Consider the following 20,530-nt stretch of genomic DNA (forward strand, 5'->3'; position numbering starts at 1 on the left):
CATTGCGCGATGGGGCAGGTAGCCAATTTCTGCGACTCGCGTGGTCCAGCCTGGGGGTCGGAGTACCACTCAACGACGACGCGGTCCTGGCCCGCTCCCCCGATGGCACGAATCCGGCTTCCAGCAGTCTCGCCTCGGCCGCGGCGGCCCTGTCCGGCCCGCCGCGGCTGAGGGTCCTGACGGCTCTAGTCGGGCCTGCCGACCTGAGTGTTCGACAGGTCGAGACCGATCGCGAAGTCCGCCGTGTAGCCGTTCCCGGCCTGCACCGGACGCAGCAGCATTTGGGAGCCGCCGTTGCGATAGATCGAGTCCCGGTTGTTGGTCGTGTCGGCCGGTCCTTTCCGCCGGTACGGTTCGGTCCGCAGATAGGCCGCGCCGAACTCGGGCGTGAAGTAGAGCTGCGAGGTGAACTCGTACGGTCTGCCGTTCGTTCCGACGGTGCGTATCTTGACGTGGATATGCAGCGTACGTCCCGAATACCAGCCCGGCAGAATGGTGGTGAACCGGGCTGTCCCGGCTTGGTCGGTGTTCTGGTAACCGCGCAGGAAACGGCGGCCGGAACTTCCCTGAGACGGAATGTCGGAGTACAGCCCGAACGCGTCGCACTGCCAGAGGTCGATCATCGCTCCCGGCAGTGGCGTGCACTGCTGCTGCCGAATTTGCTGAACAGTGAAATTGATGACCAGCGCAGTGCCGGGAACCAGTTGTCCGGTGGCAGGCTCACTGCGGATATCGGAGCGGTTGAGCCGCTCGTCGACGAAGTACGGACCCTCCATCTGCTCTGGCTTGACCACACAATCCAGCGCGCACACCTCGGGCGCGCCCGAGGTGGAGGTGGTCGCGCTCGCCGTGGTGGAGCCCGCGACGGCGAGTGTCGCACCGGCGGCGCCGAGCAGGATCAACGCCTGCCGCCTACCGAGCACCCGGCCCACCGGCTCATCATCGTCATGCATGGGTTTCCTTTTCGCCAATTGACGGAAACGGGGGAACTGAGCGCGACAAAGGCTTTTCCTGCAGGGTGCCGCGCGCATCCGATCGTCCGCCATGACTTGTCCCACTGTCGAGACGGTTCACTCTCGCGCATCATACTTCGAATCGAGCAGTATCCATTGATGGACCAAATTCTCGAACCTCATTACGGCATTTCGCCTACGCCGATCGGTGATTGAGCACGCCCGCGATCTCACCGACCGCGGTCGGGTCAAGACCGGCTCGTCACCGGTTGGCCGGTACCCCGGCGACGGTCTTTGCTGACAGGCTGGGATCACTTCTGTCCCCGCCGAAAGGATGACCCCCGGTGACGCGTCCGCTGGTGCTGGACCCGAACGGCCACGACATCCACGCAGAGAACGAACGGCTGCGCGAGCGCGGCCCGCTCACCCAGGTGGAACTGCCAGGCGGTGTCGTGGCCTGGTCAGTGACGAGCTACGAAGTGCTGCGCGGTCTGCTCAACGATCCGCGGGTGTCGAAGGACGCCCGGCGACATTGGCCCGCGTTCGCCGACATCAGCGCGGATTGGCCGTTGCTGGTATGGGTTTCGGTGCGGAACATGTTCACCGCTTACGGCGCCGACCACAGACGGCTGCGCTCGCTCGTCGCGCAGGCGTTCACCGCGCGCCGGATCGCGATGCTGCGGCCCTGGATCACCGCGATCGTCTCCGACCTGCTGGAGAAGCTCGCGGCCGAACCCGCGGGCGAACCCGTCGACCTGCGGGAGAGCTTCGCCTATCCGGTGCCCATCGAGGTGATCTGCCAACTGTTCGGCGTCCCGGACTCGGCCCGCGGCAGGCTACGCGAGTCCGTCGACGTCTTTTTCCAGACCTCGGCGAGCCAGGCGGCGATGCTGGCCGCGTACCAGGACATCCACTCGATCTTCACCGACCTCGTCGCCGCCAAGCGCGCGAACCCCGGCGAAGACCTCACCACCGCACTCATCGCCGCGCAGACCCAGGACGACGGCGCCCGGCTGGACGAGACCGAACTGATCGACACCCTGATCCTGTTCATCTCGGCCGGTCACGAAACCACCGTGAACCTTCTCGACCAGGCCATCACCGCACTGCTCACCCATCCGGAGCAACTCGCCGAGATCCGGGCCGGCCGGGTGTCTTGGCCGGACGCGATCGAGGAGACGCTGCGGTGGCAGGCACCGGTGGCGCATCTGCCGCTGCGCTACGCCGTCGACGACATCCACGTCGCCGATGTGGTCATCCGGAAAGGCGAGGCGATCCTTGCGGGTTACGCCGCCGCCGGCCGGGATCCGGCGCTGCACGGGACGGACGCCGACGCGTTCGACGTCACCCGCGCCGACAAATCACATCTCGCGTTCGGCCACGGAGTGCACCACTGTCTCGGCGCCCCGCTGGCGCGGATGGAGGCGGCGATCGCGCTGCCTGCCCTGTTCGAACGTTTCCCGGATCTGACACTCGCGACCTCCCCGGCGGAACTGCGGCATCTGGAGTCCTTTATTTCCAATGGACACCGTGTGCTGCCGGTCTTGCTGCACGGCAGGCGCGAAGACACCTCCCCGAAGCGCTGATTCCGGCGGATGTCAGCTCCCCGTGTAGAACCCCTGAGGGCGGAATCGGTTCGGTCGCTCGCGGTATTCCTCCAGCGCGTGCGCCAGCCACCCCGCGGTCCGCCCGATCGCGCCGATCGTCTCGCCCGCGCCCGGCACCATGTCGTAGGTCTCGGCGAGCACCGCGAGCGCGAGGTCGACGTTCGGCCGCATGCCGGGCCGCGCGACCATCAGGTCATCCACCATGGACCGGATCGGGCCTGGGACATGGACCAGTTCGAGCAGCTTCGCCGCGCGCGGGTCACCCTCGGGATAGCGAGGTTCGCCGAACCCCGGCACGCGCCCTGTGTCGTGGACGCGGTCGGCGACGGCGGCCATCGGATCGGCCAGTTCGGCCGCCGAACGCAGAAAGCGGCGCACCGCTTCCGCGGCCGCGCCGTGCGCCGGGCCATCCATGGCACCGAGCCCGGTGGCGACCACCGCGTAGGGATGGGCCCGGGTGGACGCGGCCGTGCGGACAGCCATCGTCGACGCCGCGAGATCGTGGTCGGCCAGCAGCACCAGAGCGGCGCCGAGCGCGCGGATCCCGTCCTCGTCCGGCTCCCTCGTGGTCAGCGCCGACCACAGGCGCACCCCGAGGGGGTCGGTCGGGCCGGCGTGCCCGGACGAGGGCAGGGCGTCGACCATCACCGCGAGCAGGGCACGTCCGGTGGCCACCACGATCGCCGGATCCACGTCGTAGCGCAGCGGATCCGCCGTGGCGGCCGCTCCGACGATCACCGGCAGCAGGTCCACCGGTCGCGCTTGCCCCACGAGAGGCCGGATCACCGCGCACGCGAGTTCGCGCACGGACGCGGACGCCACGAATGCCGCTTCCTCGTCCAGCACGCCTGTCCACAGTAGATTCGCGACGGCCTCGAACGTGTTCGTACCCGCGAGTTCGGCGGCGTTCCACCCCCGGTAGTACAGCGCGCCGTCGCGGATGGCGGTGAGCGACGTCTCGATCCGAGCGGATTCCGGTGTCCCCCGGCGGTTCCTCGCCGCCAGGCGCCGGACCTCCTCGGCGTCGAACCGGCTCGTCCGCCCGTCGGCGGCCCGTGTCCTGCTCAGCAGCCCGCGACTCACGTAGGCGTACACCGTGTTCGCCTTCACCCCGAGCAGACGGGCGGCCTGCGCCGTGGTGAACGTCCGATCGGTCATGCGGCCAGCATCTCACATTGATTCGATCAAGATTGACGACCTTGATCGTAGCGGCGATGCTCGGCGGACCGAACCGAATCGACTGGGGGCGTGGTGTCCGAGAGCCGTATCGCGTGGCGCGGGCTGCCGCCGCTGGCCGTGCCCGCTTACCGGAAGCTGTGGATCGTCTCGGCGGTGTCCAACTTCGGCACGTGGATGCACAACACCGCGGCCGCCGCGCAGCTCGCGCTCCTTTCGCCGTCGCCGCTGATCAACGCGCTTCTCCTGGCGGCGGCCACCCTCCCGGCCGTGCTCCTGTCGTTCCCGGCGGGTGTGCTGGCCGACCGGATCGGCCGCGGCACGGTCCTGTTCTGGGCCAACGCGACCAGTGCCCTCGTGGCGGCCCTCTTCGCCGCGCTCGGGCTGTGCGGCGGCCTCACTCCGGTCGTGATCCTCGTGCTGACCTTCGCGCTCAACGCGGGCTGGGCGGCCGCCTACCCGGCGTGGAACGCGGAAGTGTCCTCGGTACTACCGGCGGATCTGGTGAAGGATGGCTCGGCGCTGAACAGCCTGTCGTTCAACCTCGCCCGGACGCTCGGCCCGGCGGCGGGAGGGTTCGCGTTCGGCGCGGTCGGCGGGTTCCCGGTCTACCTCGCCAACGCGCTGTCCTTCGCCGGTTTCGTACTGTGTTTCCGGAAGACCCGGGAAATCGTGGCGCCGGACGTCACGGGCTCATGGCGGGATTCACTGCGGGAAACCACGGCCTTCCTCCGGACCACACCGCGATACCGCGAACTGCTCGTGCGCGCGGCGGCGTTCTTCTCGCTGGCTCAAGCGATGTCGGCGATCGTCCCGGTGTACGTCCTGACAGTCCGGCACCTTTCCGCCGCCGACCTCGGGTTCGTGTTGGCCGCGTTCGGGATCGGCGCGGTCTGCTCGGCCGTGGCCTACCCGAACCTGCGCCGGTACGTCCCCGAGCAGTTGCTGCGGTCCGCGTGCGCACTGTTCGCCGCGCTCGCGCTCGCCGCACTCCCCTTGCTCGGCTCGGTGACGGCGTTGTTCGCGACCGGCCTGGTGTTCGGCGCGGCGCAGGCGTCGATGGTCACGGTCAACAACGGCTTCCTGCAGGCGACGGTGGCCCTTTCCCTGCGGTCGCGGGCGGTGGCGCTGTATATCGTCGTGCTCTATGGCTCCCAGACGATCGGTGCGGTCACCGCGGGCGCGCTCTCCACGTGGTGGGGTGTGGGGCCGACCGCGTGGACGATCGCGGCGCTGCTCGCCGCTTGCGCACTGCCGAGCGGGTCGAACGGCGGTTCATCGAGGAGGCGGCACGGCCATGGTGAGTGAGATTCGGGTCGGTGTCGAGAATGTCGAACCAGAGCTGGACGAGGTGGTCGTCTGCGTTGTCCGATGCCTGGGCGGGCCGGTGTCCGTGGGGCATCCGGCGCTACGACCGCGCGATTGACTCGCTTGAGCCCCCGCATAGCCGGTTCAGCACAAAGAAGTTGAACGTCAAGCGCTCCTTCAACACGTTCAACATCCAGCACGCGTGAACCGGCTGGCACACCACAGCGGCCGAAAGCTGTACTGACAGCGACCCTTGACTCGCTGCTGGAGGTAACGCCGTGCGTGACCTTTCCGCCCGACAGGCCGAGATCTCCGAGCTGGTCGACACCCGGTGGGGAACCTTGCTCGACGAAGTCAGCGGCACCGTGGTCGAGCGGGACGAGGCAAGGCAGCCGCCTCCAGCCGCGCTGCTCGACGCGCTCGCGGCGGCCGGGCTGCACGGGCTGTCACTGGACCCGGAAATCGGCGGCGAAGGTGTCGACGTCCTGACCTGGGGCATGGTGCTCGAAGAGATCGGCTACCGATGCCTGGACTCGGCGCTTCCGATGATCATCAATCACACCATAGACATCGCCCGGTTCGCGCACGAATCCGGTCGCACCGATCTGATCGGGAAGTACGCCGTCCCCATCGGCAGGGGAACCATCGGCGCGGGCATCGCCTACACGGAAGACGCGGACGCGTGGTCGTTCCGGACCGTACTGCGGCGCAAAGGCGACGACTTCACCTTGTCCGGCTACAAGTCCTACGTGACGGCCGGGATGATGAGTGACGTCTTCCTGACCTATCCACTGGACGAGGGCGGGGACATGGTGGCGTGCCTGGTCGAGCGGAACGACCCGGGTGTGAAGGTGACCCCGGCGCGACCGCTGGGGATGCGCACGGCCGGAGCGGCGGCGCTCACCTTCCAGGACGTCCTGCTCCCCGCGGACCGGATACTCCAGGCCAGCGACGGTCTCACACACGCGCAACGGTTCCTGAGCAACCAGCGGCTGTGGATCACCTGCGCGCCGCTCGGTCGCGCGCAGCGGGTCATGGAGGAGTGCGCGGCACGGTTGTCGACCAGTATCCGTTACGGCGAGCCGGTCTCCGGGTTCAAGAACGTCGAAGCGACCCTGGGCCGCATGTACGTGGCGATCGAATCGGCCAGGGCGATGCTCTACCACGCGCTCACCCATGTCGGCGCCGGTCTCGCCGAGCCGGTGTTCGACCCGGTTCTGTCCGCCGCCAAGCATTTCGCGGCCGAGCAGATCCGCTTCGTGCTCGAATCGGCGTTCCGGGTGTCGGGTGGCTACGGCTTCTACGGCACCCCGCACCTGGGCCGGTACATGCGCGACTTCAGCGGGCTCACGCTCGTCGCGGGAACCAACGACATCCTGGAAACCAACCTCGGCGCGGGCGTCGTCGCGCGAGCGGGCCGGAACCACGAGAACGGAGACCGAGGATGAACTTCGAGTTCACAGGCATCCTTCTGCGCACGGCGGACAACCAGCGTTCGGTGTCGGTCGAAGCCACCACGCTCGCCGGTGCCCTGGCCGAACTGTCCGGCATGTTCCCCTCGATGGGCCGGGTCCTGCTCGACAACACCGGAAGCCTGCGGAAGGCGCACCGCGTGTTCCTCAACGGCGAACTGGTCCCCCATCCCGACGAGACCATGCCGCTGGGGGACGACGACCGGATCGAGTTCTTCACCGCGGTCGCCGGTGGCTGAGGACGCGGCGCTCGCGGAGGGAAAACGCTGGGGCGGCCACGCGCGGGACTGGGCGGAGATCCAGGAGCGAACGATCCGCCCCGCGTGGCAGGCCGTGCTGACCGCGCTGCCGGCTTCGTCGTCACATTCGTTGCTGGACCTCGGCTGCGGCGCCGGCGGATTCACCCGGCTGGCCGCGGCACACCACACCCGCGTCACCGGCCTGGACGCCTCCCTCGCACTGGTCGACATCGCCCGCACCCGCCACCCGGCCGGGCCGTTCCTGGTGGGCGACATCGAGCACGTTCCCTTCCCCGACGCGGAATTCACCGCGGTGACGGCGTTCAACAGCCTGCACTTCGCGCGGCACCCGGCCAGGGTCGTCGCGGAGGCGATCCGGGTCACCCGGCCAGGAGGACGGATCGCCGTCACCGCCTGGGGACCGCTCCTGGACTGTGACGCGATGGCGTACTTCCTCGATCTCGGCGGGCTGCTGCCGCCCGCCCCGCGCCACGCCGAACCCGCCGCTCACCTCACGGATCCGGCGGCCGTGCGGCGGCTGCTCTCGCGCGCCGGCCTGGCCGTCGGCCCGGCGCGGACGTTGTCCTGCCCCTGGGAGTACCCCGACCTGACGACCGCCCTCCGCGGATTGCTCTCCACCGGACCCGCGACGGCCGCGATCAGCCACGCCGGTCTGGAGAGGGTCGCGGAAACCATCACCGGATCGATCTCTCCCTACCGGCGTCCCGACGGTTCCTATCTCCTGCACAACACCTGTTTCACCGTGGTCGCCACCCTTCCCTGACTCCCCCGCGCCGAGAATTTCAGCCGCGGCTCCAGCGCTGGGCGGCGCCTCCGTCGCAGCTCCACGTGATCACTTTGGTGCCATTGGCCGTACCACCACCGGAGGCGGCCAGGCACAGTCCTGAGTGGACATTGACGATCGCGCCGTCCGCGCCGAACGTCCACTGCTGGGAATCCGCGCCGGCGCAGTCGCCGATCACGGCCTTCGTACCGGGCGCGGTCCCGCCGGACTCGGCGCCGAGGCACTTGGTCCCGTATACCCGCAGTTGCTTGCCGGAAGTGGCCGTCCACTGCTGATTGGCACCGCCGTTGCAGTCCCACAACGCCGTCTGCGTGCCGTTCGCCTGTGAGAGGCCCGGCACGTCCAGACATCGGCCGGCCGCCGCCGCGCGCACCGGACCGGTCGTCTCGCCGCCGCCGTCGAGACCCAGGAAGGAGATCGCGTACGCGAGCATCCCGGCCTGTGGCAACGTGTGACCGGTGCCCGCGATGCTGATTCCTTCGACCGTGGCACGAGTACCGGTGTCGCCGTATCGGGTCCGCGTCCAAGTCTGTTGTGGATGGTCGGTGAACGACGGGGTCTGGCTCAGCCCGCGAAGTGCCGTCCACTGCTTGATCTCTTCGCCGTAGTTGGGATACGCCAGGGTGGTGTCCTGGTTTCCGTGCCACAGCTGCATTCTGGGATAGCCGCCGGTGTAGCCGGGGTACATGGCACGAGCCAGCTCACCCCACTGCTGCGCGGTCTTGATGACGTTCCCGCCCGCGCACTGACTGTTCCACAGCGAACCGTTGGTCGTCGCGAAGCAGCCGGCGGGCACTCCGGAGAACGCCGCTCCGGCGGAGAACACGTCCGGGTATTCGGCGGCCAGCACGTTCGTCATCATGGCACCGGACGAGAAGCCGCTGACCACGATGCGGCCGGGGTCGACCGGATAGCGCTGCCGCGCCCAGGCCACCATCGACATGATGCCCGTGGAGTCGCTGCCGCCGTTGCGAGTGAGCCCCGCTTTCGTGGAGACGTCGAAACAGTGCCCGTCGCGGGTGGCCTCCGGCACGACCACGACGAAGCCGTACCGGTCGGCCGCGGTCGCGTAGTCGTGGCCGTTACCGTTGAAGATCGCACCCGCCGAACCGCCGCAGTAGTGGACCAGCACCAGCAACGCCGGCCGCGGGGCCACCGTGGCCGGCACGTACAGGTACATGTTCAGGTTGGTGGGATTGGCGCCGAAGGCACCGATCTTCGTCAATCCCGCGGCACTGGCCGGACGGGCCGTCAGCAGCGCCGTGCCTGCCACGAGCGGCAACAGCATCATCAGTGCCAGCAAGAGTTTCATCGATGAGCAGGACTTGATCAACCGGGACAGTCTCATACATCACCTCTGAATCCGACGTTAAGCACGCCGCGTGATCACGTCAACACTCGATTCACGAGCCGTGCAAGTTACATCGAGGTACGGCAAAGATGTCGTGACCGTGGGCGGCCTGTTCGCCGGGGTGGTGGGCGGAGCGAAGGGCGTAACTCGCGTGCTCAGACGCGTAACTCGCGCAGTGACGTTTCGCCAACGAAGGTCGCTGGTCCGTGAAGGCCTCCTTGGCGAGCAATGATTTGTTGACCGGGGACCTGAGTGAGGTGCCCTTGATCAGCAGCCGAGCCGGTGAGGACCCCCGCTGTCTATGAAGGATTTGGGACACTCAACGTCCCAAATCCTTCATAGACGCGCTCGTCGGGCCGCCGAATCACTGCTCATCTGCTGGTCAGAAGTAGGTTCACAAGACCGACACATCCTTGAGGGACTCAGAGTCCCTCAAGGAGGCCTTCACGGACTCCACCTTGCCTGACCATCGCCCTGTCTACAATGGACGAATGAACGCGGCCCCGGTCACCCCCGGGTCCATTTCTGTCCGTTCGTGCCGATACAGGCCGCGAGTACCACCTGCGTTCCGTTATCACCGCCGCCAGCGTCAAGACACAGTTTCGAGCGGACCCCGGTGATCGCGCCGTCCGCGTTGACGGTCCACTGCTGGCCGTCACCGCCGCCGCAGTCCCAGATCTGCACCCGGGTGCCGGGGGCGGTGCCGCCCCCTTCCGTGTCGAGGCATTTGGTGCCGTACACCTGCAACTGCTTGGCGGCGGTGAGCGTCCACCACTGGTTCGCTCCCCCGTTGCAGTCCCACACCACCGTGCGGGTGCCGTTCGCCTGCGACTGGCCGAAGACATCGAGGCAGCGGCCGGAGCCGGTATTGCGCAACGCCGACGACTGCCCGCCCGAAGCCGAGACCACACTGAAGTTGTCGAACTGCGCCGTCTCGCCCTGACTGGTCCCGAGCCCTGCCTGACCGGCCGTCCACGTCGTGTCGTTCACCGTGCCGACGACGCCGCCGTCGACACTCGCGGTGATGGTGCCGCCCGAGAAGCCGAGCGCGAGGGTATGCCAGCGGTTGGTGCCCAGCGCGGTGGTCGTGCCGCTGCGCAACGTCGTGACCTGACGGTTGGTGTTGTTCCGCAGGATCGACCACGCGCCGTTGTCCCCTGCCCTGAAGTAATAGGCGGCCAGTGCGCCCTGGTCGGCCGTCTTCTGCCCACCGGCGCGGCCGATCAGCTCGGCGTGCCCCGGCTTTTCCAGCAGCACGTCGGCCGAGACGGTGTAGTTGTTCCAGTTCACGTTGCCCAGCAACGCGTACGGAGCCGTCTCGGTCTTCCAGGGGATGGCCTTCTGCGGTGAGGCCTGCCGGACGCACCGGCCCGTGCGGCCGGCGCCGCAGGCGGCGACCTCGAACGCGCCTTCCATGTCCATCAGGTACTTGGCCTCTTTGCCGAGCGCGTAGCCGTCGAAGTCGTCGCTGTAGGGCAGGCCGAGCGAGCCGGGCGGCGGGCTGACGGCGGTGCCCTTTCCCTGGCCGGTCGTGGTCGTGAGGGTGTACAGGCGTCCCGGCTGGACGGTGAGCGAGTACCGGCCGCCCGACGGGGTGAGGTCCGCGCTGTGCACGAAGTGGTCGGCGGGGTTGTTGGAGTTCAGGTTGGTCGACCACACCCGCACCGGACCGGTGGACAGGCCGCCCGCGACGGTGAAGTCCAGCGTCTGGGCCGAGGTGGCGTCCATCGTCTCGATGATGGTGCTGTAGTCGGTGGTGTTCGGCGACTTCATCGAGACGAAGCTGCCGTTGGCCCGGTTCCCGCCGAGGTAGCCGCTGGATGCGTCCAGATACTTCCAGCCGGGTGCGGTGAACTGCGCCGTATGCGCCAGCGCCCACGTGTCCTTGCCGACCGAGTAGTTGCCGGACCACGGTTGGTTGGCCAGGATCAGGCCGACCGTCGGCCAGGGGATGTTCGGCGTGGTCGCGGCGATCAGGTCCCAGTTGAGATAGGCGGTCATCTTCCCGTCGATGTAGACCCGGTTGATGCCGCGGGCCAGTGGTTTGGCGCCGTCGTTGTAGTCCTGCGAGCCGTTCTCGCTCGACCAGAGCACCTTGCCGGAGCTCGCGGCGTTCGCCGGTACCGGGCAGGAGGTCTGCGCGCTGAGGTAGCCGCACGTGTAGTGGGCGCTCAGCACATCGGTCGCGTCGCGGTAAGCGGGGTTCGTCGCGAGCGGGCCCGCTGGTCCCCAGTCACCGGGCCACGAGTCGCCCACGATCACCTTGACGCCGCTGTAGCCGTTGGCGTTCAACGCGTTGCGCAGGTCGACAGTCCACTGAGGACTCCACTGCTTTTCGTTCTGCGCCGCGGTGAGGTAGTCGATGGTCAGGTTGTGCTTCTTCGCGCAGCCCAGCCAGGTCAGCAGGTAGTCGATCATGTCCTTGGAGAGGAAGGTCCCATTGCCGATCCAGCCTGGTGCTCCCCAAGGCAGGCCGACCAGCTTGATGCCGGGGTTGCGGGCCTTCGCCTGCTCGGCGATCCACCACTCGTAGCCGCGGTCGCAGTCGAGATCGCCGCGGAAGTGGGCGTGGCTCGGTTCGGCCCCGCTGGTGGAGTTGGTGTCGCCACCGATCTCGACCTTGAGGATCTGCAGGGCCGCGCCGTAGGCGGGTTTGAACAGGTAGTCCAGGATCTGCCCGCGCTGTGGCTCGGGATAGTCGATCAGCAGACGGCTGTTCCCACCGCCGCCGCTGACCGCCCCGACGCCGTCGAAGGTGCGGCCACCCGAAGCTCCGTTGATCGTGATCGAGGTGGCGGCCAGTGCCGGCGACGGGGCCGGGCTCACGACACTCGCCGCGCACAGGGCCATGACGACGGCGGCCACCGCCGAGCCACGCCACCGACGCGGTCTCCTCATACGGGACATGGTGCTCTCCTTCGGCGGAAACCCGGCTACGGAGTGGTCAGATCGAAGCGCTGCAGGGTGACGGCGCCGCCGAGCGACTGGGTGGCGTGGTTGAACACCGCGAACCGGTAGCCCATGAAGAACGGCCAGTCGCTGTTGAGCGTGAAGCCGGGCCCGAACGAGGTGAAGTTGACGCCGTCGGCGCTGTAGGAGAACCGGGCCTGCCGCCCGGCACCGGGCCGGATGTCGGCGTTGGCGCGCAACCAGATCCGGCTGCCGGTGAAACCGGCTCCGGCGACCTCCGTCCCGGTCGTCTTGGTGTTCCAATTGCCGTCCATGGTGAGGTTGTTCACCATCACCACCCGGTTGCGGCCGCCGTCCCGTTTGACCCCGATCCAGGCGGACGAGTCACGCAGCATGGCCAGTCCCGTCCGGTCACCGTCTCTCATCGCACTCAGATCGAGCGAGATCGTCGCGGTGGACGTCGGCCCCGGTATCCGGTGGGTCAAGGTGTTCTTCGCGGCGTAGAGATCGCCGGTGACGGACGCTGTCTGCAGGCGCAGGCCGTTGCCGACCGAGAACCTGGCGGTGTCCGGGTTGTGGTTCCACTCCCACTCCGGCCCGAGCGCGGTGCCGGTGAACGTGTCGGTGCCGAGCATCGGCTTGACCGGCCGTGGCGGCGGTGGCAGGTTCGGCGCCGGATAGCTGGTACCCCAGCGGTTGTTGACGGTCTGCAACCGCGGCCAGCCGTCGGCGGTCCAGGTGACCGGCGCGAGCACCGGGATCCGGCCGCCGGGATAGGCGTCGACGAAGGCCATGTAGTACCAGTCGCCGTTCTGCGTCTGCACCATGCCGCCCTGGTGCGGCACACCGCCACCGGCCACCGGCCCCGGCAGGTTCAGCAGTACCTGCTGCACGGTGTAAGGCCCGAACGGACCCGAGGTCGATTTCAGGATGTACTGTCCGTTCGCGGGGCGCGTGACGAAGATGTAGTAGCTGCCGTTGCGCTTGTAGAACCGCGAACCCTCGAGCGTGCCGATGTTCGACGGTGTCTGGAACACCTGCTGCGAGCGCACCTCGGTTTTGCCGTCCTTCGACAGCTGGGCCACGCTGAGGGTGGTGTTGCCGTACGCGACGTACATCGTGTCGTCGTCATCGACGAGCATCCCCGCGTCGTAGTAGCACTTGTCGATCGTCGTGTGCTTGGTCCACTGCCCGTCGACGGAAGTCGCCGTGTAGATGTGGGTCTTGGCGAAATCGACGCACCCGCCCCAATAGAAGGTGCTGTTGCTCTTGCGGTGGTTCAAGAACGACGCCCAGATCCCCCGGACGTACCCGCGTCCGCCGTTCAGGTCGTACTTGGCCCCGAAGTCGAGCCGTGGCACGGAATGCCCGGCGAACTCCCAGTTCACCAGGTCGTACGACCGCAGGATCGGCGCACCGGGCGAGTAATGCATCGTCGAGGCCGAGTAGTAGTACGCGTCGCCGACCCTGATGATGTCGACGTCCGCGAAATCCTGCCAGAGGATCGGGTTCGTGATCGCCGCGCCGCGCGGAGCCTGCTGCGCGACGGCATCCGGACGCGGGCTCGCGGTGAGCCCGCCGAACAGCAGACCGACGGCCGCGGCCAAAGCCAGTACCGCTTTCCCTAGTCGATGACGTGCCATCACGGTCCTTTCGCCTCCCGGCGATCTCTTCGCCGAATGGGAAATGCCTTTCGCGGACGCCCCGGTTCACCACTTATGTCCATTGAGGACATTTGAAGGATTTCGTTCGACAGGGGCTTTCGAGCAATGGAACCATTACGCGACACCGGAGTCAACGTTCCGAAACGAACGAACACTTTCGAAGCTTCCTCACTTCGATCGCGCTTGGATGAAAATTTCACCGCGAATGCTCCATTCAGGGCACCGCCGTCGGCGCAATTCCCCTAACGCTCTTGTGAGCGTGAACATCGCGATGCGACACTGCGAAAACTCCCAGCGCGCGAGCCCGGAGTTTCCCGGACATCCCCCTTCCAGAAGGTGTCAACATATGAAGCTGACAGCGAAGTCGGTGTCACGAGCCGCACTCGTGGCCACCTTGTTCACGACGACCGCGCTCCTGGCGGCCACCCCGGCGGGCGCCGCCTCGACGCTCGGCGCGTCCGCCGCGCAGAGTGGCCGCTACTTCGGCACCGCCGTCGCCGCGGGCAGGCTCGGCGACGGGACCTACGTCGGGATTCTCAACCGGGAATTCTCGATGGTCACCGCCGAGAACGAGATGAAGATGGACGCCACCGAGCCGAATCCGAACCAGTTCACCTTCGGCAACGGTGACCGGATTCTGAACCAGGCACGAAGCCAGGGCAAACGCGTACGGGGACACACCCTCGCCTGGCATGGCCAGCAACCCGGCTGGATGCAGCGGATGGAGGGCCCGTCGCTGCGTTCCGCACTCGTCAACCACATCACCAAGGTCGCCACCCACTACCGGGGCCAGCTCTACGCCTGGGACGTGGTGAACGAGGCGTTCGCCGACGGCGGCTCCGGTGGCCGCCGCGACTCGAACCTCCAGCGCACCGGCAACGACTGGATCGAGGTCGCCTTCCGCACCGCGCGTGCCGCCGACCCCGGCGCGAAGCTCTGCTACAACGACTACAACATCGACAGCTGGTCCGCCGCGAAGACGCAAGGCGTGTACCGGATGGTGAAGGACTTCAAGGCGCGCGGCGTCCCGATCGACTGCGTCGGGCTCCAGTCGCATTTCGGCACCGGAATTCCCGGCGACTACCAGACCACCATCCAGCGCTTCGGTGAACTCGGTGTCGACGTCCAGATCACCGAGCTCGACATCGCCGGATCGGGCGCGCAGCAGGCCGAGAACTACCGGCGGGTCACGCAGGCCTGCCTCAGCGTCGCGCGCTGCGGCGGCATCACCGTATGGGGCATCCGCGACACGGATTCCTGGCGCGCGCGGGAAACCCCGCTCCTGTTCGACGGCGCAGGCAACAAGAAGGCGGCGTACAACACCGTGCTGAACGCGCTCAACGGTGGCTCGGTCGTCCCGCATCCGACAGCCGCGACGCAGTGACCACGGAGACAGCGATGCGATCGTCTCCACCGAGCCGGTTCAGGCGCGGACTCGCCTGGCTGGTCACGACACTCTGCGCCGTCACGCTGTTCCCGGCGACGGCGGCGGCCGACAACCCGATCGTCCAGCACATCCACACGGCCGATCCCGCCCCGCTGGTGCACAACGGCCGGGTCTACCTGTACACCGGGCACGACGAGGACAACTCCACCTGGTTCACCATGAAGGAGTGGCGGGTGTGGTCGTCCGCGGACATGGTGAACTGGACCGACCACGGTTCCCCGATGAACCTGGCCACCTTCACGTGGGCGAAGTCCGACGCGTGGGCGGGCCAGGCCATCGAGCGCAACGGCAAGTTCTACTGGTACGTCCCGGTGACCAGCAAGGCCACCGGGCGCTACGCCATCGGGGTCGCGGTCGCCGACAGTCCCACCGGTCCGTTCAGGGACGCGCTCGGCCATCCGCTGGCGGAAAACGGCGAGATCGACCCGACCGTCTTCATCGACGACAACGGCCAAGCGTATCTCTACTGGGGCAACCCGAACCTGTGGTACGTCAAGCTGAACCCCGACATGATCTCCTTCAGTGGCAGCCCGGCCCAGATCCCGCTCACCACCGCGGGATTCGGCACCCGGCCCAACGGCGGGAACCGGCCGACCCTGTTCGAGGAGGCCCCCTGGGTCTACAAGCGGAACGGGTTGTACTACAACGTATTCGCGGCCAAGTGCTGCTCGGAGTTCATCGGATACTCGACGGCGCCCGGTCCGACCGGCCCATGGACCTATCGCGGAACGGTCATGCCGACGCAGGGCAGCAGTTTCACCAACCATCCCGGCATCATCGATTTCAAGGGCAATTCGTACTTCTTCTACCACAACGGCGCGTTGCCCGGCGGCGGTGGCTTCACGCGTTCGGTCGCCGTCGAGAAGTTCGACTACCGGCCCGACGGCACGATCCCGACGATCATGATGACCGGCACGGGAGCCCCACAGGCAGGCACCTTGGATCCGTACACCCGCCAAGAGGCCGAGACCATCGCGTGGGGCTCCGGCATCGAGACCGAGGTCGCCGTCGAGGGCGGCATGAACGTGTCGCATATCGAAAACGGCGACTGGATCAAGGTCAAGGGTGCCGCGTTCGGCGCCGGCGCGGCCACCTTCACCACCCGGGTGGCGTCGGCGACCGGGGGCGGTGACGTCGAACTCCGTCTCGACAGCCCCACCGGAACCCTGGTTGGCAAGTGCGGCGTGCGAGGTACCGGCGGCTGGCAGAACTGGACCACGGTCTCGTGTCCGGTGAACGGCGCTTCCGGCACCCACGATCTGTATCTCCGGTTCGCCGGAGGAGGCGGATACCTGTTCAACGTGAACTGGTGGCAGTTCGGTTCACGCTGAGCCGTCCTGCGCCGAGCCGCGGCGCCCGCCCCGTTCCCGGGGGCGGGCGCCGCGGTGCGTCAGCTTGTTCAGCGCACATGATGAGTAGTACTCATCCGTGCGGCGTCGACACGGTGGTCTGAATGGATGAAAATCGCGAGATCGACCGACTTCCGGGGAAAGTATCTTGAATCCGGCGCCTACGGGCTCTTGACTGGGATGTAACAAGACGCTGTCATGTGATGAGGATCGACCCCGCCAACCCGTCCCCCACTGCCGAAGGCGTCCCGATGCCGCGAATGAGTCGCATACATCGCCCGTCCGCCCAGTCGCCACCGGCCAGGGCCCCCGAGTATCGACGTCCTTGTGCATGAAGGTCTTCAGTCCCCCGCATCGGCACAGTGAATCCCCCGAATTGCCGTAGCCCCCGCACGAACAAAAGCATGCCTCTTTTCCGCACAAAGAGAAGGGGCGGCATCTTGCCGGTCGACAGAAGCTCATCCGCCCCATAGTCCGTGCCGTCACGTGCGCGATCGCCATGCCGCCAAAGGGTTTCCTGCCCGAGGAAACCGGCAGCCGACCACCCGTCGAACACTTCTTTTCGCACCAAAGAGGCGCTATTGTCGGGTCGACATACGGTTTTGGGCAAACGCCGCCCACCGGACAGGGTTGTCTTCGGAAGGTGGAAAGTGTCCGCAGTCGAGCTGCCCGATATTCGCCCGACGCTGGCCGATGTGGCCAGGGTCGCCGGCGTGTCGACGGCGACAGCGTCCCGCGTGCTCAACGGTTTCGCCAAGGTCCGGCCGGAGACGCGCGACCAGGTCAAATCCGCGATGATCGCGCTCGGCTACGCCCGCCGTCGCGCGGCGAGCCTCAAAGACCCGCGGCGGACCGGATCGATCGCACTGGTGGTCTGCGAGAAGATGCTGCAGGTCTTCGCGGACCCCTACGTCGCGCGGATAGCGGCCGGGATGACCAAGGAACTCGCCACGGCGGGTGCACAGCTCGTGCTCATACCCATGTCGTCGGTGGAGGACTACCCGGCCTCGATCGTGCACTACCTCGCCGACGGACATGTCGACGGCGCGCTGGTGATCGGCATGCACGGCCGGTACCCGCTCGACCTCGCGTGGCTCGGCATCCCGGTGGTGTTCGGCGGACGCCCGGTGTGCGACGAGGATTCCGGGCATTACTCCTATGTGGACGCGGACAACCGGGGCGGCGCGGAACAGGCCGTCCGGCATCTGCTCGCGTCCGGGCGGCGCACCATCGCGACGATCGCGGGTCCGCAGGACATGGTGGCCGGCATCGATCGGTTGCTCGGTTACCGGAAAGCCGTGTGCAAGGCCGAGGGCATCGACGACAGCCTGGTGGTGTTCGGCGACTTCGGGCTGGCCTCCGGCGACCACGCCACGGCACGGTTGCTCGAGCGGAGGCCCGACGTGGACGCCATCTTCGCCGCCTCCGATCTGATGGCGGCGGGTGCGCTGCGCGCGCTGCGCCGGGCCGGGCGGCGCGTACCCGAGGACGTCGCCGTGATCGGCTTCGACGACCTGCCGCTCGGCCGCCGCACCGAGCCGCCACTCACCACGGTGCGCCAGCCGATCGAGGAGATGGGTGCCCGGATGGCCCGCGAGCTGCTCGCGATGATCAACGGGCCCGCCACCCCCGCCGGCCTGGTGTTCGACACCGAGCTGATCGTGCGCGAGTCGGCCTGAGTTTCGCCCACCGCATGGCGCGCTGACCGCGGGCGGGTGTCGTCGGAAATCCGCCAGCCCCTCTCGCCCCTGCTCTCCTAGGGTCGCGGCATGTCACAGCAGAGCCGCGAGATCGTCCAGAACGCTTGGAAAGCCTTCGCCAGCCACGACCCCGATCAGATTTCCGCGGTCTTCACCGAGGACGCCGAGTGGATGGCGCCTCCGGGAAACGCCACCGCCGTCGCACTGGAGGGCCCGGCCCATTTGGTGGGCAGGAAGGCGATCGTGCGTTTCCTCGCCGAAGACTTCCCGCGTTTCTTCGTGAGTGACGTCGAAGTGACCTTCCACGGGTTCCATGCCGACGGCGAGCGCGTGATCGTGGAGGAGACCATGACGGCGACGTTGGCCAACGGCAACCATTACGCCAACGACTACTGCTTCGTCTTCGAACTCCGGGATGGACTCATCCACCGGGTCCGCGAGTACATGGACACCGCTCGCGGGAACCGCATGGTCTTCGGAGAGGGACCGTAGGGAATCAACCGGTTTCCGGACGGACCGGCGCCGGCGCCTTTCACTGGGGCCCAAGTCAACCAGGCTCTCAGCGTCAGGCCCCCCGGTGGAATCCGCCCTCGCCGGCCCGCGGACGGGATCGCGACCCAGGCTCAAGATCCCGTCCCTTTTGGACATGGCCGGCAAGCCTAGGTCTCCCGGGCCCCGGAGTCCGGCAGGCCGGCGTAGTCGGGCAGGTCGACGCCGTTGAGTGCGCGCTCGATCAGCGGCATGAGCGCCTCCATGTCGGGTTCCGGGCTCGGCTCGGCGTCCGGCCGGGAAGGGTTGAGGATCTGCGCGTGAACCCGGCCGATCTCCTGGTTGGCTTCGACGAACGAGCGCATCCGCGACTCGTAGCCGTCGAACCCGGCCTTGGGCTCCCACCCCGCGGCGGCGAGTTCCCCCGCCAGCAGGTAGGCGCCGACCAGTGCCAGCCCGGTGCCCTGTCCGGACATCGGCGACGAGCTGAACGCCGCGTCGCCGATCAGCCCCACCCGTCCGTCCGACCAGCGGTCCATCACCACCTGGGCGACCTGATCGAGGTAGAAGTCCGGGGTGTCGTCCAGATGCGCGAGAATGGCCGGGGTCAACCAGCCCAGGCCGTCCATCTGCGCACGCAGCAGGCGCTTCTGGCCCTCGATGTCGCGGTAGTCGACATCGAAATCGGCCGCGGGGAAGGAGAACATGGCCATCGCCCGGGTGGCGTCCTGGATGGGCCGCAGCAAGGCGGACCGTCCGGACTCCTTGTCCTGGTACTCGATCAGCCAGCGATCCAGCCCGAACTCGTTGGGCACACTGTAGAACGCCAGCACCAGCCCGAGGTGGCGGATGAACCGCTCGCGCGGCCCGAAGACCATCCCGCGCAGCGCCGAATGCAGCCCGTCGGCCCCGATCACCAGATCGAAGCGCCGCCGTCCGCCGCTCGCGAAGGTCACGTCGACCCCGTCCGCGTCCTGGGTGAGTTCCGCGATCCGATCGTCGAAGAGGTATTCGACGCCATCGCGGGTGTCGTCGTAGAGCACCTGGGACAGGTCTCCGCGCAGGATCTCGATGTCCGCGATGTATCCGTCGCCGCCGTGGTCCTCGGCGCTGTGGGTCTCCAGCACGTTCCCGTCGACGTCCACGGTGTACGCGCCCGCCGTGTCGGTGCAGGCCGCGCGCACCGCCGCGTCCAGCCCCATCCGCCGGATGACCTCCTTGGTCACCCCGCGCGCGTCCACCGCCTGGCCGCCGGGACGCAGCCCGGGGGCCCGCTCCACCACGGTCACCTCGGCTCCCCGCCGTCGCAACCAATGGGCCAGCGCGGGCCCCGCGATACTCGCCCCGGCCACCAAAACCTTGCTACCGCTCACCGCGGCCCCCAATCGCCATCCGGACAACGCGCTGGAGTGTACGGCGAACTCGGCCCCTCGCGGCTTTCGACACTGTCTTGAGTGGTGATGAGGGTTATTGAGAGGTAACTCAAAGGTGGCGTGTCCTGAAGGACCCCGTTGAGACGTTGAAGGTCTCAACGGGGTCCTTCAGGACATCACGCTTCGACGCTGGGGTATCGGTGTTCGCGCCGTCGCGAAAGCCCCTTTGAGGGACTCGTATTTGTCTACCTACTGGTGTGGAGCTTGTGCGGGTTTGCCGGGGCGGTCCGGGTGGGGAAGATTCCGGACGTTGAGCGTCCGGAATCTTCCCCACTCGATCACCGGTCCACCGGTCGTGAGCGAGCACGAGCTTGATCAACGGCCGTTGATGTCCCGGATCTTCCGTTGATCAAGAGGTGAGACCGGGCGACGATGCCCGCGGAACCACCCTCGTCCAGGTCGGGCGTAGGTACCCAAATGCGGGTTCCCGTTCGGGACATGTGGTGTCCCGAACGGGTCTTTCGCGACACGGGCGCCGACCGCGCCATATTTGCCTTACCCCTCAAGAGAACGAACCCTCTTAGGCACCTACGCGTGGCCTGCGTCCTGGCTCGTGGGGGAAGCGCGTGAAGGCCCCCTTCCCTCGGCTGAGCCGGGGGTATGGGGGCGTAAAGCGCCGCCGGTGTG

The 20,530-nt window shown here is 67.5% G+C and carries 15 protein-coding genes; 9 read left to right on the forward strand and 6 right to left on the reverse strand.

Annotation, left to right across the window (positions count from 1 at the left end; translation table 11 throughout):
* Positions 1 to 185 precede the first annotated feature (185 nt).
* Positions 186 to 953, reverse strand: a complete 768-nt coding sequence (locus tag ACZ5ZX_RS18535; protein WP_465503217.1) for a dioxygenase family protein — start codon at positions 951 to 953, stop codon at positions 186 to 188.
* Positions 954 to 1,297: 344 nt separating this feature from the next.
* Between ACZ5ZX_RS18535 and ACZ5ZX_RS18540 the strand changes: the two genes are divergently transcribed.
* On the forward strand, positions 1,298 to 2,539 hold the full coding sequence (locus ACZ5ZX_RS18540; protein WP_465503218.1) for a cytochrome P450 family protein: 1,242 nt from the start codon (positions 1,298 to 1,300) through the stop codon (positions 2,537 to 2,539).
* Between the two features lie 12 nt (positions 2,540 to 2,551).
* On the opposite strand, the gene ACZ5ZX_RS18545 is transcribed toward ACZ5ZX_RS18540, so the two are convergent.
* Positions 2,552 to 3,718 carry a citrate synthase gene (locus ACZ5ZX_RS18545; RefSeq protein ID WP_465503219.1) on the reverse strand — a complete coding sequence of 389 codons (1,167 nt, stop codon included), beginning with the start codon at positions 3,716 to 3,718 and terminating at the stop codon, positions 2,552 to 2,554.
* 90 nt (positions 3,719 to 3,808) lie between these two features.
* Here ACZ5ZX_RS18545 and ACZ5ZX_RS18550 point away from each other — a divergent pair, with 90 nt between their 5' ends.
* The 4 genes from ACZ5ZX_RS18550 (at position 3,809) to ACZ5ZX_RS18565 (ending at position 7,539) form a co-directional block, all read left to right on the forward strand.
* Complete coding sequence (locus tag ACZ5ZX_RS18550; RefSeq protein WP_465503220.1) at positions 3,809 to 5,044, forward strand: MFS transporter; 1,236 nt, start codon at positions 3,809 to 3,811, stop codon at positions 5,042 to 5,044.
* Between the two features lie 278 nt (positions 5,045 to 5,322).
* Complete coding sequence (locus ACZ5ZX_RS18555) at positions 5,323 to 6,492, forward strand: acyl-CoA dehydrogenase family protein (protein WP_465503221.1); 1,170 nt, start codon at positions 5,323 to 5,325, stop codon at positions 6,490 to 6,492.
* Complete coding sequence (locus tag ACZ5ZX_RS18560) at positions 6,489 to 6,755, forward strand: MoaD/ThiS family protein (protein ID WP_465503222.1); 267 nt, start codon at positions 6,489 to 6,491, stop codon at positions 6,753 to 6,755. Before ACZ5ZX_RS18555 ends, ACZ5ZX_RS18560 begins: the two co-directional genes overlap by 4 nt.
* On the forward strand, positions 6,748 to 7,539 hold the full coding sequence (locus tag ACZ5ZX_RS18565) for a class I SAM-dependent methyltransferase (protein WP_465503223.1): 792 nt from the start codon (positions 6,748 to 6,750) through the stop codon (positions 7,537 to 7,539). The genes ACZ5ZX_RS18560 and ACZ5ZX_RS18565 overlap by 8 nt, the downstream gene beginning before the upstream one ends.
* Before the next feature lie 19 nt (positions 7,540 to 7,558).
* On the opposite strand, the gene ACZ5ZX_RS18570 is transcribed toward ACZ5ZX_RS18565, so the two are convergent.
* From ACZ5ZX_RS18570 to ACZ5ZX_RS18580, 3 genes are all read right to left on the reverse strand, one after another.
* Complete coding sequence (locus ACZ5ZX_RS18570; RefSeq protein ID WP_465503224.1) at positions 7,559 to 8,872, reverse strand: extracellular catalytic domain type 1 short-chain-length polyhydroxyalkanoate depolymerase; 1,314 nt, start codon at positions 8,870 to 8,872, stop codon at positions 7,559 to 7,561.
* 546 nt (positions 8,873 to 9,418) lie between these two features.
* Positions 9,419 to 11,809, reverse strand: a complete 2,391-nt coding sequence (locus tag ACZ5ZX_RS18575) for a ricin-type beta-trefoil lectin domain protein (RefSeq protein WP_465503225.1) — start codon at positions 11,807 to 11,809, stop codon at positions 9,419 to 9,421.
* 35 nt (positions 11,810 to 11,844) lie between these two features.
* Positions 11,845 to 13,464, reverse strand: coding sequence for a glycoside hydrolase family 43 protein (locus ACZ5ZX_RS18580; RefSeq protein ID WP_465503226.1), 1,620 nt, complete (start codon positions 13,462 to 13,464; stop codon positions 11,845 to 11,847).
* Between the two features lie 367 nt (positions 13,465 to 13,831).
* Between ACZ5ZX_RS18580 and ACZ5ZX_RS18585 the strand changes: the two genes are divergently transcribed.
* The 4 genes from ACZ5ZX_RS18585 to ACZ5ZX_RS18600 all read left to right on the forward strand — a co-directional run bounded on the left by ACZ5ZX_RS18585 (position 13,832) and on the right by ACZ5ZX_RS18600 (position 18,473).
* Positions 13,832 to 14,869: a glycoside hydrolase family 10 protein gene (locus tag ACZ5ZX_RS18585; protein ID WP_465503227.1), complete on the forward strand. Its 1,038-nt coding sequence runs from the start codon at positions 13,832 to 13,834 to the stop codon at positions 14,867 to 14,869.
* 14 nt (positions 14,870 to 14,883) lie between these two features.
* Positions 14,884 to 16,263, forward strand: a complete 1,380-nt coding sequence (locus tag ACZ5ZX_RS18590) for a glycoside hydrolase family 43 protein (protein WP_465503228.1) — start codon at positions 14,884 to 14,886, stop codon at positions 16,261 to 16,263.
* A 668-nt stretch (positions 16,264 to 16,931) separates the two neighbouring features.
* Positions 16,932 to 17,960: a LacI family DNA-binding transcriptional regulator gene (locus ACZ5ZX_RS18595; RefSeq protein WP_465503229.1), complete on the forward strand. Its 1,029-nt coding sequence runs from the start codon at positions 16,932 to 16,934 to the stop codon at positions 17,958 to 17,960.
* A 90-nt stretch (positions 17,961 to 18,050) separates the two neighbouring features.
* Entirely contained in the window at positions 18,051 to 18,473 is a 423-nt protein-coding gene (locus ACZ5ZX_RS18600; protein ID WP_465503230.1) for a nuclear transport factor 2 family protein, read from the forward strand.
* A 167-nt stretch (positions 18,474 to 18,640) separates the two neighbouring features.
* Here ACZ5ZX_RS18600 and ACZ5ZX_RS18605 read toward each other — a convergent pair whose 3' ends face one another.
* The gene (locus tag ACZ5ZX_RS18605; protein WP_465503231.1) at positions 18,641 to 19,843 is read right to left on the reverse strand and encodes an FAD-dependent monooxygenase; all 1,203 of its coding nucleotides are present in this window, start codon (positions 19,841 to 19,843) and stop codon (positions 18,641 to 18,643) included.
* Positions 19,844 to 20,530 lie beyond the last annotated feature (687 nt).

The sequence above is a fragment of the Amycolatopsis sp. NPDC033938 genome (genome assembly GCF_055575975.1).

Coding starts and splice junctions, on each gene's coding strand:
- ACZ5ZX_RS18535 (WP_465503217.1), bottom strand. CDS start 953: ATGCATGACGATGATGAGCCGGTGGGCCGGGTGCTCGGTAGGCGGCAG.
- ACZ5ZX_RS18545 (WP_465503219.1), bottom strand. CDS start 3,718: ATGACCGATCGGACGTTCACCACGGCGCAGGCCGCCCGTCTGCTCGGG.
- ACZ5ZX_RS18560 (WP_465503222.1), top strand. CDS start 6,489: ATGAACTTCGAGTTCACAGGCATCCTTCTGCGCACGGCGGACAACCAG.
- ACZ5ZX_RS18570 (WP_465503224.1), bottom strand. CDS start 8,872: ATGAAACTCTTGCTGGCACTGATGATGCTGTTGCCGCTCGTGGCAGGC.
- ACZ5ZX_RS18575 (WP_465503225.1), bottom strand. CDS start 11,809: ATGAGGAGACCGCGTCGGTGGCGTGGCTCGGCGGTGGCCGCCGTCGTC.
- ACZ5ZX_RS18580 (WP_465503226.1), bottom strand. CDS start 13,464: ATGGCACGTCATCGACTAGGGAAAGCGGTACTGGCTTTGGCCGCGGCC.
- ACZ5ZX_RS18585 (WP_465503227.1), top strand. CDS start 13,832: ATGAAGCTGACAGCGAAGTCGGTGTCACGAGCCGCACTCGTGGCCACC.
- ACZ5ZX_RS18590 (WP_465503228.1), top strand. CDS start 14,884: ATGCGATCGTCTCCACCGAGCCGGTTCAGGCGCGGACTCGCCTGGCTG.
- ACZ5ZX_RS18600 (WP_465503230.1), top strand. CDS start 18,051: ATGTCACAGCAGAGCCGCGAGATCGTCCAGAACGCTTGGAAAGCCTTC.